12 protein-coding genes are annotated in these 15,302 nt (G+C 67.5%); 8 read left to right on the top strand and 4 right to left on the bottom strand.

What is annotated here, in order from left to right; genetic code table 11:
* Positions 1-324: hypothetical protein (locus VKI00_RS27685; RefSeq protein WP_414687311.1), on the top strand; the 324-nt coding region annotated here is incomplete at its 5' end.
* 19 nt (positions 325-343) lie between these two features.
* Positions 344-1,321, top strand: coding sequence for a bile acid:sodium symporter family protein (locus VKI00_RS27690; RefSeq protein ID WP_324443923.1), 978 nt, complete (start codon positions 344-346; stop codon positions 1,319-1,321).
* Here the strand turns inward: VKI00_RS27690 and VKI00_RS27695 are convergent.
* Positions 1,318-1,926, bottom strand: coding sequence for a YqgE/AlgH family protein (locus tag VKI00_RS27695; protein WP_324443924.1), 609 nt, complete (start codon positions 1,924-1,926; stop codon positions 1,318-1,320). The genes VKI00_RS27690 and VKI00_RS27695 overlap by 4 nt on opposite strands.
* Before the next feature lie 123 nt (positions 1,927-2,049).
* Here VKI00_RS27695 and VKI00_RS27700 point away from each other — a divergent pair, with 123 nt between their 5' ends.
* The 3 genes from VKI00_RS27700 to VKI00_RS27710 all read left to right on the top strand — a co-directional run bounded on the left by VKI00_RS27700 (position 2,050) and on the right by VKI00_RS27710 (position 4,814).
* Positions 2,050-3,339, top strand: coding sequence for an MFS transporter (locus tag VKI00_RS27700; protein ID WP_324443925.1), 1,290 nt, complete (start codon positions 2,050-2,052; stop codon positions 3,337-3,339).
* A 10-nt stretch (positions 3,340-3,349) separates the two neighbouring features.
* Positions 3,350-4,123: a TIGR03084 family metal-binding protein gene (locus tag VKI00_RS27705; RefSeq protein ID WP_324443926.1), complete on the top strand. Its 774-nt coding sequence runs from the start codon at positions 3,350-3,352 to the stop codon at positions 4,121-4,123.
* A 67-nt stretch (positions 4,124-4,190) separates the two neighbouring features.
* Positions 4,191-4,814, top strand: coding sequence for a GNAT family N-acetyltransferase (locus VKI00_RS27710; protein ID WP_324443927.1), 624 nt, complete (start codon positions 4,191-4,193; stop codon positions 4,812-4,814).
* Positions 4,815-4,958: 144 nt separating this feature from the next.
* Here the strand turns inward: VKI00_RS27710 and VKI00_RS27715 are convergent, their stop codons facing one another.
* The 3 genes from VKI00_RS27715 to VKI00_RS27725 form a co-directional block, all read right to left on the bottom strand.
* Entirely contained in the window at positions 4,959-6,377 is a 1,419-nt protein-coding gene (locus VKI00_RS27715; protein WP_324443928.1) for a multicopper oxidase family protein, read from the bottom strand.
* Positions 6,378-6,588: 211 nt separating this feature from the next.
* Positions 6,589-7,149 (bottom strand): pullulanase, encoded by a 561-nt coding sequence (locus tag VKI00_RS27720; protein WP_324443929.1) that lies wholly within the window; start codon positions 7,147-7,149, stop codon positions 6,589-6,591.
* A gap of 24 nt (positions 7,150-7,173) precedes the next feature.
* Positions 7,174-8,625 carry a CCA tRNA nucleotidyltransferase gene (locus VKI00_RS27725; RefSeq protein WP_324443936.1) on the bottom strand — a complete coding sequence of 484 codons (1,452 nt, stop codon included), beginning with the start codon at positions 8,623-8,625 and terminating at the stop codon, positions 7,174-7,176.
* A gap of 192 nt (positions 8,626-8,817) precedes the next feature.
* Between VKI00_RS27725 and VKI00_RS27730 the strand changes: the two genes are divergently transcribed.
* The 3 genes from VKI00_RS27730 to murJ form a co-directional block, all read left to right on the top strand.
* Entirely contained in the window at positions 8,818-9,567 is a 750-nt protein-coding gene (locus VKI00_RS27730; protein ID WP_324443930.1) for an NUDIX hydrolase, read from the top strand.
* Between the two features lie 86 nt (positions 9,568-9,653).
* Complete coding sequence (locus VKI00_RS27735; protein WP_324443938.1) at positions 9,654-12,068, top strand: hypothetical protein; 2,415 nt, start codon at positions 9,654-9,656, stop codon at positions 12,066-12,068.
* 197 nt (positions 12,069-12,265) lie between these two features.
* On the top strand, positions 12,266-15,302 hold a 3,037-nt coding region (gene murJ, locus VKI00_RS27740), incomplete at its 3' end, for a murein biosynthesis integral membrane protein MurJ (protein ID WP_414687312.1).

Raw genomic sequence — 15,302 nt, forward strand, 5'->3', positions numbered from 1 at the left:
GCGGCAGTTGTCATGGCCGCGCGCGGATTGTGGTCGCTGTCGCGGTCGGTTGCCCCCGACACCGCCCCGGTGGTGACGCGCACCGTAGCGCCGCCGCAGTTGGCGGCCGCGGTAATGCTGGCCGCTGGCGGGGCGGTGGCACTGGCCGCGCCGCACGACACCGCGCTGCCCGTCGTGGGTGTGTGCGTCGGGGTCTGCATTGTCGGCGCCGTCGGCACCGTGGCAGTCGGTGCTTGGCAGAGCGCCCGGTACGCGTTGCGACGCGAAGCGGCCACGGCCCGTTGCGGTGGCGCCTGCGCGACCTGCACCCTGGCTTGCCATTGAGCGCTGTGCGCCAACACTCGTGCTGAAGCGGCTGTCGGCGCTGCCGATAGACACCTTCCTGTTGGCGATGGCGGCGACAGTCGCCCTGGCGGCTCTGCTGCCGGCCCGCGGCGCCGCCGCGGACGCGATGTCGGTTGCCGCCAAAGCCGTGATCGCGCTGCTGTTCTTGCTCTACGGTGCCCGGCTGTCACCGCAGCAGGCGTGGCAGGGCGTCAATCGATGGCAGCTGCATTTGATGGTGCTGGCCACCACGTTCGTGGTCTTTCCGGTGCTTGGCCTGGCCGCTCGTGGGCTGGTGCCGTGGCTGCTGAACCTCGACTTGTACAACGGGCTGCTGTTCTTATGCCTGGTCCCGTCGACCGTGCAGTCTTCGATCGCGTTCACGTCGATTGCGCGGGGCAATGTCTCGGCCGCGCTGGTCAGCGCATCGCTGTCCAACATCGTCGGGGTGGCGCTGACGCCGTTGCTCGTCGTACTGCTGATGAACACCAGCGGCGCAGCCCGCATGGACGCCACCGCGATCCGCGATATCGTGCTCCAGCTGCTGTTGCCGTTCGTGCTCGGTCAACTGTTGCGGCCGTGGATCGCCGACTGGGTTACCCGGCATGCGCTGCTGACCAAGGCCGTCGATCGCGGATCGATCCTGGTGGTCGTATACACGGCGTTCTCGATGGGCATGGTGGAACACATCTGGCGCAGCGTCGACGCGTGGCAACTGGTCGCGGTCGCCGTCGTCGACACCGCGCTGTTAGTGGCGGTGCTGGTATTCACCTGGGTGATCGGTCATTTGGCCGGGCTGGACCGCGGCGACGAGATCGTGCTGCTGTTCTGCGGCTCGAAAAAGAGCCTGGCGTCGGGTCTTCCGATGGCGCTGGTGTTCTTCCCGTCCGCCACGGTCGGGGTGATCATGTTGCCGCTGATGATCTTTCACCAGATACAGCTGGTGGTGTGCTCGGTGATCGCGAGCCGACTGTCCCGCGATCCACTGGCCGATTAGTTGCGGCTGATGTCGATCGGGTGGGTGGCCAGCATCGAAAGCGGCATCGGCTGGCGCCGCAGCACCCGTCCCCACAGGTCCACCCTCGGCTGGACCAGAACGTCAGATGGCAACGCTGACAGCACAATCCAGTCGTCGCGCTCGATCTCGCCTTCCAGCTGACCGATGGTCCAGCCGGAGTATCCCGCGTAGATCCGCACTCCCTCCACCAGCGGAGCGATCGCATCGGGGTCGGCGTCCAGGTCGACCATCACCAACCGGCCGGTGATGTGCCGCAGGCCGGGCACGCTGTCCGGATCGGCGCCGATCCGCAGCACCGACAGGCACAACGCGGCGTCCCGCTTCACCGGGCCGCCGATGAACATCGTCTTCGGTTTCGCCGACAGCTTGGCCCATTGCGGCAACACGTTGTAGACCGCGGTCTCGCTGGGGCGATTGAGCACCACCCCCAGCGTGCCACCGTCGTTGTGCTCAACGATGTAGATCACGCTGCGGCGGAACGTCGGCTCGAGCAGATCCGTGTTAGCCAGGAGCAAAGTGCCCGCCCGCACGCGATGCGCGGCGGGGGCAATAAAGTCCTCCGGGTCTTCGGGCTGCGCCACCACTCCATCATGGCATCCGGGCGGGGCCGCTGTCGTGAACAAGCCGGGAGCTGCACGATATTTGTACTGTTGTTAACAGGGGCCTGTGTCGTTTCGGATAGCCGCTCCTAGGGGGAAGTAGGTTCAGTGACTCACACGCGCGCGCCTGTCGCTGTCTGGCGCTCGGTGCGCGGCTTGCCCGATTTCTGGCGGCTGCTGGAACTGCGCATCGCAAGCCAGTTCGGCGACGGCCTGTTCCAGGCGGGTCTGGCCGGGGCGCTGCTGTTCAATCCCGAGCGGGCCGCCCGCCCGATGGCGATCGCCGCTGCCTTCGCGGTGCTGTTCTTGCCGTTCTCGTTGCTGGGTCCGTTCGCCGGTGCGCTGATAGACCGCTGGGACCGTCGGCTGGTGCTGGTCGGCGCCAACCTGGGCCGGCTGGTGTTGGTGGCCTTGGTGGGTATCTGTCTGGCCGTCGGTGCCGGCAACGTGCCGGTGCTGTGGGGTGCGCTGGTGATTAACGGCCTGGCCCGGTTCGTCTCCTCTGGCCTGTCCGCCGCCCTGCCTCATGTGGTGCCCCGCGAGCAGGTGGTCACGATGAACTCAATCGCGTCGGCGACCGGCTCGGTCGCCGCATTCGTCGGCGCCAGCTTCATGCTGATACCCCGCACCCTGTTCGGGTCCGGTGACAACGGCGCCGCGTCGATCATGTTGCTGGTCACCATCCCGCTGCTCATTGCGTTGTGGCTGTCGCTGCGTTTTCGTGCCCACGTGCTGGGACCTGACGACACCCGGCGGGCGATCCACGGATCGGTCGTCTACGCGGTGATCACCGGCTGGATGCACGGCATCAGCACGGTGCTGAACCGCCCCACCGTGGCCGCAACGCTTTGCGGATTGGCGGCACACCGGATGGTGTTCGGCATCAATACGCTGGTGGTGCTGCTGCTTGTGCGCGGCGGCGGCGCCCCAGCCGTCGGCGCGTTGGGCGGTGCGATGTTGTTCCTTACCGCCACCGGGATCGGATCCTTTCTGGCCAATGCGGTGACACCGCCCGCGGTGCGCCGCTGGGGCCGCTATGCCGCCGCCAACGGCGCATTGGCCATCGCCGCGATTATCCAGATCGCCGGGGCCGGTTTGCAGTTGGCGGTGATGGTGGCGTGCGGATTCTTTCTGGGCGTCGCGGGCCAGGTAGTTAAGTTGTGCGGCGACACCGCGATTCAGGTCGACGTGGACGATGCTCTGCGCGGACACGTGTTCGCCGTACAGGATTCGCTGTTCTGGGTGGCGTTCATCGGCGCAATCGCCGCGGCTGCGACCGTCGTTCCGCTTGACGGCCACTCCCCCGCACTGGTGTCGGCAGGGACCGGCCTCTACCTGTGCGGGCTCGCCGTCCACAGCATCGTCGGCCGCCGCAGTCGGGTGACCGAGGATCGTTAAAGTACTTGGGATGGCCGCTCTGCAACAGACCGTGGCCGACCTGCGCGCCGAGAGCGACGAGCTCGACGCGCTGGTCGCCCCGCTTGGCGAGGATCGCTGGGCTGCACCGACGCCCGCCGAGGGCTGGACGATCGCTCACCAGATCGGACATCTGTTGTGGACCGACCGCGCGTCGCTGATGTCCGTGACCGACGAGGCTGCCTTCGCCGGGCTGCTGGAGATCGCTGTCGCCGACCCGATCGGCTTCGTCGAGGCGGGCGCCGACGAACTCGCCGCCACCGCGCCCGCCGAGTTGCTCGCCGACTGGCGGCTCACCCGCGCGCGGCTGCACGACGCGCTGCTGACGGTCCCCGACGGCCGCAAACTGCCGTGGTTCGGGCCGCCGATGAGCGCGGCGTCGATGGCGACTGCGCGGCTGATGGAGACCTGGGCGCACGGACTCGACGTCGCCGACACCCTGGGCATCACGCGGCCACCGACCGCACGGCTGCGTTCCGTCGCCCATATCGGGGTGCGCACCCGCGACTACGCGTTCGCCGTCAACGGGCTGCCCGCGCCCACCGAGCCGTTCCTCGTCGAACTACGTGCCCCCGACGGCGGCATCTGGTCCTGGGGTCCGCCGGATGCCGCGCAACGGGTCACCGGCGACGCCGAGGACTTCTGCTGCTTGGTCACGCAGCGGCGCGCGCTCGGTGATCTTGACGTGACGGCCGAGGGCGACGACGCGCGGCGCTGGCTGCAGATCGCTCAGGCCTTCGCCGGTCCGCCGGGTCCCGGGCGATGAGCGCGCGAAGCGCGCGAAGAGAGACGGGACCCGGCGGACCGGAGCTCGGGACGATAAGGCGCTCAACATGACTGAAGCCGTCCCGATCCTGCCGCGGGAGCTGACCGAAGGGCTTACCGACGAAGTCCGCAACGTCCCGCCGCCGCCTACGCCGATGTTGCCCGAGCCGTACGCGCTTCGTCTCGCCGACCCGGACGCGGACGCAGAAATGATCTCCGAGTGGATGCACGTGCCCCACCTGGTCGAGGCATGGGATTCGGCATGGCCGGTGTCGCGTTGGCGCCGGTACCTGCACGCCCAGCTCAATGGCAACTATTCCCGTCCGTTGGTGGGCAGTTTGCACGGCCAAGATGGCGGCTATTTCGAGGTGTACCGCGCGGCAAAGGATTCCATCGCAATGCGGTATCAAGCGGACCCATACGACATCGGACTGCACGCGGCCATCGCCGACTTGACGCTCGTCAACAAGGGTCTCGGCAGACTTCTGCTGCCGCATGTTGTCACCAGTGTCTTCGAAGCCGAATCGCGTTGTCGCAGAATCATGTTCGACCCTGACCACCGGAATACCACAGCGCGCCGAGTGTGCGAACTAGCCGGCTGCGCGTTCCTCGGCGAGCACGACATGAGCAATCGTCGAATGGCACTGTACGCGTTGTTTCGATCACCCACCGACGTTCCCGCTGCTAGGTAACAACCGATTACGAACCTCAACTGGGACAGCTTCGTCTGACACGATTGTTCTTAATTTGTCAACGGTTTCGAACGCTTGTGCTGATCGTTACTGGTGTTGAATAATTCGCGGGGCGCGTTGACGTGGTCATTGCCGTTGCCCGATTCACGGTGTCACCTCAACGGTCATCATCATGCCTTTGTCTTCGTGTTTGGCGACGTGGCAGTGCAACACGAAGCGGCCAACAATTACTGGGTTTGTGAAAGGAATGATGAGCTTAGCCTCACCGGGCTTCCCATTTCGCATCGGAGGAACACTGAAAGTATCGCGCAGGCCGTCGAAATCCCTTGGCGCGCCGTCTACCTCTGTGACCAAGAACCCGGTCTGATGAATATGAAAGTCGTGGTATTGGGAATCTGCATTGAGGATCGTCCATTCTTCAGTATCGCCCAGCTTCACAGTTACATCGGTCCGGCCCTCATCAAAGACCTGGTCGTTTATATAGAACATTGTCTTTTGTGGATTCACTGAAAATACCAACGTGCGCCGACGAGTAATGGGACTTGACCGCACGGTGTCCACGTACAACGGTTGCTTCACGCGCTGCGCGCCGACTTCGGCTTCCGCCGCGGCGACATCGGTCGCCGGGCCCTGCGATACCACGGTTCCCAGATTTACTTCGGACAATTGCGGCTGCCGCTCGTCGAACTTGAACGCGACCGACTTGACTGCGTGTCGCCCGGGTCGACCGCCGACAACGATTGCCGAAACCCGTTGGCCGGGGCCCAGGAGCACTTCCTCCGTCCTGATTGGACTTGGGACGAAATACCCGTCTCTTCCGATGACATAAAACGGCATTCCGTCAACCCTGAGGCGTAGAAAACGGTCAGCTCCAATATTGCCGAGCTGCCAGAATTGCGCCTTCCCTGGTCGAATGGGGATGACGGGCGCCACGCGGCCGTTTACAGTTACCACCTCGTCATAATCTGGCCGACCGATGGGATGATGCTTAAGGAGAAGAACCCTTTCAGTGAGACCCTTCAAAAAAGGATAGACGCGGTCGCTTCCCTCAACAAGAATCCCTCCGGACATGCCTCCGATTATTTGACGGTCCACATTTCCATGCAGGTGCGGGTGATACCAAAACAGCCCGACATGAGTCTCCGGAATTTTTATTTGGTACGTGAACATCTGGCCGGGTGCAATGTGCAGGAACACATTGTCGCCGTTGTTCAGCGGAGAAACATCCAGACCATGAAAATGTAGGTTCGTCTCTTCAGGTAGCTGATTATGGAGGTTAATCGTCACGATGTCGCCGGCGCGTACACGCCAGAGAGGGGGCATGTATTGTCCGTTGTAAAGCATGCCCTGAAACTGGTGACCATCAATTGTGTAGGTGCCAGGGGCGGCAGCGAGATCAACATCAAGCTTGCCATCGCGGCTGGCGAGCATCACGGGATTTGCAAACAGGTGTCCGACGTCGTGTCCCTGGGTGCACCCGTAAGTGCAGACCATCACCATAAGGAAAACCGCCGCTTTGCGCGCGGCGCGGGCGACCTTTAACTCCTTGACGGTTCCCGCCACAGCGCACTCCCCTCGCGACGGGGCTGTCGATTTCCTCCGGCTAGGACACTACCGGCCGGCAACTACCCGGAACCGAGCACGGCGCGCCACCGCGACAGGCGCGATGAGTGGTGAAGAGGTTGTGGGGAAGCCCATATCGTCGTGTCGTAAACGCTGATTAACAGTTCCCAGACGACTTCGTCGGCACGGCGCTCGGCTTTTTCAACAGCGCCTACGTTTTGGGCTGTAGCGCGCTGGCCGCATCGGCGGTTCCGTCACCGTCGGTGTCGGTCAGCTTGACGTCCCAGCGTCCGTCGCCGTCGGTGTCGACGTAGCCCGTGACGCCGTTGTCGCCTGCAGAGATTGCGCGGTCGGCCTGCCCGTTGCCGTCGCTGTCGAACAGCCGGTCGTCGGCCCGCCCGTCGCCGTCGAAGTCGACCAGCGGGCCGCCGGTGTGCTCGACGCCGTCGAGCCCCAGCCAACGCAGTTGCCCGACGGCTGCCGCGGGCTGGCCGGGTCGCGGCGGACGCGTGGCTGGGTCCGAAGCCACCGACCAGGTCACCGAGCCGTCGTCGGTGAAGTAGCTTTCCGCGACGCCGTCGTTGTCCAGATCGAGCACGGCATGGTCGGCGATGCCGTCGCCGTCGAGATCGGCCAGCGCGTCATCGGCCAGCCCGTCCCCGTCGAAATCCAAACCGACAGCATCCAGCCGGCCGTCACCGTCGAGGTCGAGATCCGGAGCGCGATCCCAGATCGTCGCGGTGCCGTCGTCGCCGCCCAAGCAGTACTCCATGCCCAATCGGACGCCGTCAAGCCGTTATTGGTTCCCGCGGGAACGCCACCAGGTCATCAGCTCGGCCGTCGCCTCCTCGCGGGTCAGCGGCCCACGGTCCAACCGCAATTCCTTGAGGTAGTTCCACGCCTCCCCCACCTGCGGTCCCGGCGGGATACCGAGCAGTTCCATGATCTCGTTGCCGTCCAAGTCGGGGCGGACCCGCTGCAGATCCTCCTTGGCGGCCAGCTCGGCGATGCGCGCCTCCAGGTTGTCGTAATTGGTCTGCAGCCGAGCGGCTCGCCGCTTGTTGCGGGTGGTGCAGTCTGCCCGCACCAACTTGTGCAGCCGGGGCAACAACGGCCCGGCGTCGGTGACGTAGCGGCGCACCGCCGAATCGGTCCATCTGCCGTCGCCGTAACCGTGGAATCGCAGATGCAGGTACACCAGCTGCGAGATGTCGTCGACCATCTGTTTGGAATACTTCAACGCCCGCAACCGCTTTCGAGCCATCTTGGCCCCGACCACCTCATGGTGGTGGAAGCTGACACCGCCGTCGGGCTCGTGCTTGCGGGTGGCGGGCTTGCCGATGTCGTGCAGCAGCGCCGCCCAGCGCAGAACCAGGTCGGGGCCTTCCGGTGCGGGGTCTTCCAGGGCGATCGCCTGACGCAGCACCGTCAGCGAATGCTGGTAGACGTCCTTGTGCTGGTGGTGTTCGTCGATGGCCATTTGCATGCCACCGACCTCGGGCAGCACCACGTCGCCCATCCCGGTCTGCACCATCAGCTCGATGCCGGCGGACGGGTCGTCGCCCACCAGCAGCTTGTCCAGCTCCGCTGCCACCCGCTCGGCGGTGATCCGGCCCAGCTCCGGTGCCATTTCCTCGATCGCCGTACGCACCCGCGGGGCGACCGTGAAGCCCAGTTGCGAAACGAACCGCGCGGCGCGCAACATCCGCAGCGGGTCGTCGCCGAACGACTCCGACGGGGCTGCCGGAGTGTCCAGCACGCCGGCGCGCAGCCCGGCCAAACCGCCTAGCGGATCGACGAATTCGCCGGCCCCGACCGCGGTGATGCGCACGGCCATCGCGTTCACGGTGAAATCCCGGCGCACCAGATCGTCGTCCAGCGAGTCGCCGAAACGCACCTCCGGGTTGCGCGATACCCGGTCGTAGCGGTCGGCGCGGAAGGTGGTGATCTCCAGCCGCTGCTCGCCCTTGCCGGCGCCGACGGTGCCGAACTCGATACCCGTGTCCCACAACGCATCTGCCCACGGGCGCAGCAGCTTCTGCACCTGCTCGGGCCGCGCGTCGGTGGCGAAGTCCAGATCGGGGCTCAGTCGGCCCAGCACTGCATCGCGCACCGACCCGCCCACCAGGTACAACTCATGGCCCGCGCCGGCGAACAAGGTCCCGAGCTCACGCAGCAGGTCGGCGTGCCGGTTCAACGCAACCGCGGCGGCGGTCAGCAGATCGGCGTCCTGGGTGGCTTCCGGCACGTTCGATGAGCCTAGTCCGGCGACGATGCGGCCGCCCACGGCCGCTGAGGAGCCGGACAATCCAACCGAGTCCGGCGACGATGCGGGCGCCCACGGCCGCTCAGTCACGCCATGGGCACAATCTCCGTACGGCTGGCGCACGGCGGCGAGTGCGGCAAGGTGCGTCTTAGCACGCCAGCTACTATCGCTTGGGTGTCCGACGGCGAAAAAGCGCAACCACGTCGGCGCCGGGGGAGGCGCCGGGGCCGCCGCAGCGCCGGGTCCGGCCAGAGTCACACCGACAGCGGGGCGATCGACGGCGCCACACCGGCCGGTGTGGACAAACCGAGCCGTTCCCATTCTGCGCGTCGCGGCCCTGAGCGGCTGCGCACTGTGCACGAAACGTCGGCCGGCGGGTTGGTCATCGACGGTATCGATCGGCCCCGTGAAGAGCAGGTCGCCGCGCTGATCGGCCGCGTCGACCGGCGCGGCCGAATGCTGTGGTCGCTGCCCAAAGGTCATATCGAGCAAGGTGAGACGGCCGAGCAGACCGCGATCCGCGAGGTCGCCGAGGAGACCGGGATCCACGGCAGCGTGCTGGCGGCGCTGGGCCGGATCGACTACTGGTTCGTCACCGACGGGCGACGGGTGCATAAGACCGTGCACCATTATTTAATGCGCTGCTCGGGTGGAGAGCTGTCCGACGACGACGTCGAGGTCGCCGAGGTGGCCTGGGTGCCGATCGCCGAACTGCCGTCCCGGCTGGCCTACGCCGACGAGCGCCGGCTGGCCGAGGTGGCCGACGAACTGATCGACAAATTGCAGACCGACGGCCCGGCCGCGTTGCCGCCACTGCCGCCCACATCGCCGCGGCGGCGACCCCAGACGCATTCGCGCACCCGGAACCGTCGGCCCGACGAGTCGGTCCGGGGTCGGAAGAATGGTCGCGGTCCCGGGCCCTAAGGGCCCAGGGACTGTAGTGGCCGACGACGATGCAGAACGAGGCAATGAGCTGGCGGCGCCACCCGCTTGTGGGGGCGAGCGGTGCGGTGGTCGCGCCACGGTTCCGGTGGGCCGCCGTGTGGCGACTCGCCGTCGTCGTCGGCATCCTGACGGCTTTCACCGGCGCATTCACGCTACCCACCGCCGCGCCGCGCGCCGCCGCGGGCGAGCCCGGTGCCACGCCTTTCGTCCAGGTCCGCATCGATCAGGTGACTCCGCAGACGGTCACCACGACCAGCGAGCCCGTCGTCACCGTGGCCGGAACCGTGACCAACGTCGGCGACCGTCCCGTCCGCGACGTGATGGTCCGCCTCGAGCACGCCGCGGCGGTGAGCACATCGGCGGGGCTGCGCACCAACCTCGATGGCGGCACCGACCAATACGAGCCGGTTGCCAACTTCCTGACGGTCTCTCCCGAGCTACAGCGCGGCCACAAAGTCGGCTTCTCGCTGTCCGCCCCGGTTCGCTCGCTGACCAAACGGTCGCTGGGGATCGGCAAGCCCGGCGTGTATCCGCTGCTGGTCAACGTCAATGGGACACCCGACTACGGCGAACCCGCACGACTCGACGACGCCCGGTTCCTGCTGCCGGTGGTCGGCGTCCCACCGGATCCGCTCGACACCTCCGGCCAAGCGTTAGGCGCCATGGGCGCTGTGATCGCGCCCGATACCTCTAAACCCGTGCCGATCACCATGCTGTGGCCGCTGGCCGACCGGCCCCGGCTCGCACCCGGAGTACCGGGCGGCACGATCCCGGTGCGGTTGATGGACGACGAGCTGGCGACGTCGCTGGCCACCGGCGGCCGACTGGACGTCTTGCTCGCCGCCGCCGAGTTCGCGACCAGCCACGACGTCGACCCAGACGGCGCAGTTGGCCGGTCGATGTGCCTGGCCGTCGACCCCGACCTGCTGGTCACCGTCAATGCGATGACCCGTGGATACGTCGTCTCCGACTCCCCCGACGGCTCCGCCCAGCAGCCGGGCACGCCAACACACCCGGGGACCGGGCAGGCCGCGGCGGCGGGTTGGTTGGACCGGTTACGCGCGCTGGCTCACCGGATGTGCGTGGCCCCGCTGCCATACGCCCAGGCCGACCTCGACGCCGTGCAACGTGTCGGCGACCCCGGGCTCAGCGCGATCGCTACCAGCTCCGCCGGCGATATCATCGACCAGATCGTGGGTGTCACCGCGGTCCGCGGCGCCACCCTGATCCCCGATGGCTCGTTGACCCGCCGGACCGTGGACCTGTTGAGCGCCAACGGCAATAACGTCGTGATCGCTGCGGCCGGCTCTTCCGCCGAAGACTCCGCCGCCGCCGCGCCGACGGCGCCGAGCACCGCGCCGCTGCGGTTGTCGCCGCAGGTGGTGGTCGCGCCGTTCGACCCGGCCGTCGGCGCTGCCCTCGCGGCGACCGGCTCTGATCCGGTCGCACCGACCTATCTGAGCGCCGCGCTCGCGGTTCGGCTACAGCATGATTCCGACACCGCTCGTCGTCAGGACGCGCTCGGCTCGATGCTGTGGCGCAGCCTGCAACCGAGTGTCGCGCCGCGGGCCGAGATCTTGCTGCCGCCGACCAACTGGGAACTGCGCTCCGACGACGCGGGCGCGATCCTCACCACGCTGGCGACCGCGATCCGCTCGGGCCTGGCGACCCCACGGCCCCTGCCGGCGCTCATCGCCGACGCCTCAGCCACCCCACCCGTCACCGGAACACCGCAAGTCCCCGGCGCCGACGCGGGCCAACGTGGCCGGTTCGACAATAACGTCGTCGCCACGATCGCGAACGAGGTCGGCCGGCTTTGGGGGCTGACCGCGGCGTTGACGACCGACGCCCGTACCGGGCTGACCGGTGTCAGCTACACCGCGCCGCTGCGCGAGGACATGCTGCGTGCCGTCAGCCAGGCCGACCGGCCCGACACCCGCAACGGGCTGGCGCAACGGCGGCTGGAGATCGTCGGCACTGCGATCGACGACTTGTTCGGGGCGGTCGTCATCGTCAAGCCGACTGGGTCGTACACGCTGGCCACCGAGCACAGCCCGCTGCCCGTCGCCTTGCACAACGGGCTGGCCGTGCCGATCCGGGTGAGGCTGTACGTCGACGCCCCGCCCGGCATGCAGGTGACCGATCTCGGTGAAATCGAGCTGCCGCCGGGATACCTGCCGCTGCGGGTGCCGATCGAAGTGAACTTCACCCAACGGGTCGCCCTCGACGTGACGTTGCGCACGCCGGCCGGTGTGCCGCTGGGCGAGCCGGTGCGGCTGTCGGTGCACTCCAACGCCTACGGCAAGGTGTTGTTCGCGATCACGCTCAGCGCGGCGGCGGTGCTGGTGGCGCTCGCGGGACGACGGCTGTGGCACCGATTCCGTGGCCAGCCCGATCGCGCCGACCTCGACCGGCCGGAACGCTCCGAGACACCGTTCACTGGTGCGGACCACCAGGCTGACGAAGAGCACAGCGTATGAGTTCCGCCGGCCGGCCCGTGCCGCCACCGGCGCAGCCACACCCACGCTCACCGGGCTCGCGCCCGCGCCGACCGCACCGGCCAGGCCCGCCGACTGGGCCGCTGCCGCCGACCGGGCTGGTGTCGTCGCAGGGAACGACACAGCCGCCAACCCGTCCCGAGCTCTCCGACGCCGCGCTGGTGTCGCGGTCGTGGGGAATGGCGTTCGCCACGCTGATCAGCCGTCTCACCGGGTTTGCCCGCATCGTGATCCTGGCAGCGATCCTGGGCGCGGCGCTGTCCAGCGCATTCTCGGTGGCCAACCAGCTGCCGAACCTGGTCGCCGCGCTGGTGCTGGAGGCGACGTTCACCGCGATCTTCGTGCCGGTGCTGGCACGCGCCGAACAGGACGACCCCGACCGCGGCGCGGCGTTCGTGCGGCGCCTGGTGACGCTGGCCACCACCTTGCTGCTGGTGACCACGCTGCTGTCAGTGGCCGCCGCCCCGCTGCTGGTGCAGCTGATGCTGGGTCGCAACCCGCAGGTCAACGAGCCGCTGACGGCAGCGTTCGCCTACCTGCTGTTGCCGCAGGTGATCTTCTACGGCCTCTCCTCGGTGTTCATGGCGATCCTGAACACCCGCAACGTGTTCGGACCGCCGGCGTGGGCACCCGTGATCAACAACGTCGTCGCGATCGCCACCCTGGGTGCCTACCTGGCAACACCGGGGCAACTGTCCGTCGATCCGGTGCAGATGGGCAACGCCAAGCTGCTGGTGCTGGGCATCGGGACCACGTTGGGGGTGGTCGCGCAGACCGTCGTGCTGCTGGCCGCGATCCGGCGCCAGCGGATCAGCCTGCGCCCGCTGTGGGGGATCGACGACCGGCTCAAACGCTTCGGCGCGATGGCCGCCGCGATGGTGTTCTACGTGCTGATCAGCCAGATCGGCCTGATCGTCACCAACCAGATCGCCAGCACGGCAGCCGCTTCGGGCCCGGCGATCTACAACTACACCTGGCTGGTGCTGATGCTCCCGTTCGGCATGATCGGCGTGACGGTGCTGACCGTCGTGATGCCGCGATTGAGCCGCAATGCCGCCGCCGACGACACCCCGGCGGTGCTGGCCGACCTCTCGCTGGCCAGCCGATTGACCATGATCACGCTGATCCCGACGGTCGCGTTCATGACCGTCGGCGGGCCGGCGATCGGCAGCGCGCTGTTCGCCTACGGCCATTTCGGTGACGTCGACGCCGGCTACCTGGGCATGGCGATCGCGTTGTCGGCGTTCACGTTGATCCCGTACTCGATCGTGCTGCTGGAGCTGCGCGTCTTCTATGCCCGCGAGCAGCCGTGGATACCGATCGTGATCATCGTCGTGATCACGATCGTCAAGATCGCCGCCTCGCTGCTGGCGCCGCACATCACCGACAACCCCGATCTGGTCGCCGGATACCTCGGTTTGGCCAACGGCCTGGGATTTTTGGCCGGCGCGATCGTCGGCTACTACCTGCTGCGCAACGCGCTGCGGCCGGTCGGAGGGCACCTGCTCGGCGTCGCGGAGACGCGGACCGTTCTGGTCACGATCACCGCGTCCTTGCTGGCCGGGCTGGCCGCATACGTGGTGGACGTACTGATCGGGATGCAACGGCTCACCGCCTACGGCGGCGGCGCCGGCTCGCTGTTGCGGTTGTTTGTGCTCGCGGTAATCATGGTGCCGATCGTGGCCGCCGTGATGCTGCGGGCGCGGGTGCCCGAGGCGCAGGCGGCCCTGGCGGCACTTCGCCGTTGGGTCGGCGCCCGACCCGCCGAGGCTTCCAGCCGCAAGCAGGTGGTGCCCTCCCCGGCTGACCAGTTGCCCCGGCGCGCGCCGGCTCCGCCCCGTCCCGGCGCCCCGATGAACGTCGCTGCGCACGGTCCCGACGCGCCCGATCAGCTGTTCCGCCCCGGCGACTTCCCGTACCCTGAGCAAAGGAATTCGAGTATGCCGGGGGGATATCCGGTTCGCCGGCCCGTCTGGCGGGGGCTTCCGGAGGAAGTTGCTGGGGAGGAGATGCGGAAAGGACCGGGGATGACCGACCGCCCATCGGACAACACCTCAGCCAAAGCTGTCTCCGAAACCGAATCGCCCCGGCAGGGCGCATCGACATCGGCTGTCGATGATTTCCAGCCCGACGTGCCGCCCGACCTCCAGGTCGGCACCGTGGGCGCATCGGAGCCGCCGACGCGCTCCAACGGCGACCCCTCCGCGGATCCCGAGCCCGAAACGACGCGCCTCGACGCCGGCCCTGATCCCATCGATCCAGCACCGGAACCGTCGTCCCCTCGCGAGGAGCTGCACCTGGTTCCCGGCGCCAGCATCGCCCGCGGTCGCTACCGGCTATTGGTGTTCCACGGCGGTGCGCCGCACCTGCAGTTTTGGCAGGCGCTCGACACCGCGTTGGACCGCCAGGTTTCGCTGACGTTCGTGGACCCGGACGGGATGCTGTCCGACGACCAAGTTCGCGAGATCCTGTCTCGCACGATGCGGCTGAGCCGCGTCGACAAACTCGGGATCGCCCGGGTTCTCGACGTCGTGCACACCGGCACGGGCGGCTTGGTCGTCGCCGAATGGATCCGGGGTGGTTCGTTGCAGGAGGTGGCCGACACCTCGCCGTCGGCCGTAGGCGCCGCCCGCGCGATGCAAACGGTCGCCGCCGCCGCCGAAGCCGCCCATCACGCCGGCGTCGCGCTGTCCATCGACCATCCCAGCCGGGTGCGGGTCAGCATCGAAGGCGACGTGGTGCTGGCCTTCCCCGCGACCACGCCCGAGGCCACCCCCGAGGACGACATCCGCGGCATCGGCGCCGCGCTGTATGCGCTGCTGGTCAACCGTTGGCCGCTGCCGGAGTCCGGGGTGCGCAGCGGGATGGCGCCGGCACCGCACGATCCGGCCGGTCAACCCCTCGAACCCAGCGCGATGGACCGGGACATCCCCTTCCAGATTTCCGCGGCCGCCACCCATTCGATACAGGGTGATGGCGGGATTCGCAGTGCCGCAACGCTTTTGAATCTGCTACAGCAGGCGACCGCGGTGGCCGACCGCACCGAGCTGTTGACCCCGCTGCAGGATCCGCCGCCGCCCGAACCGGTACCAGCGCGGCCGGGCCGGATTCGCACGCCCGCGCTGGAAGAGGCGCAGTCCCGTGTCCGTCGTCGCCGCGTCCTGACCATCTGGATCGGTGCCGGCGCCGCAATCCTGGTGGTGGCACTGCTGGTCA

It is taken from the genome of Mycobacterium sp. (genome assembly GCF_035314665.1).
In the GTDB taxonomy this organism is placed as follows: Bacteria; Actinomycetota; Actinomycetes; order Mycobacteriales; family Mycobacteriaceae; genus Mycobacterium.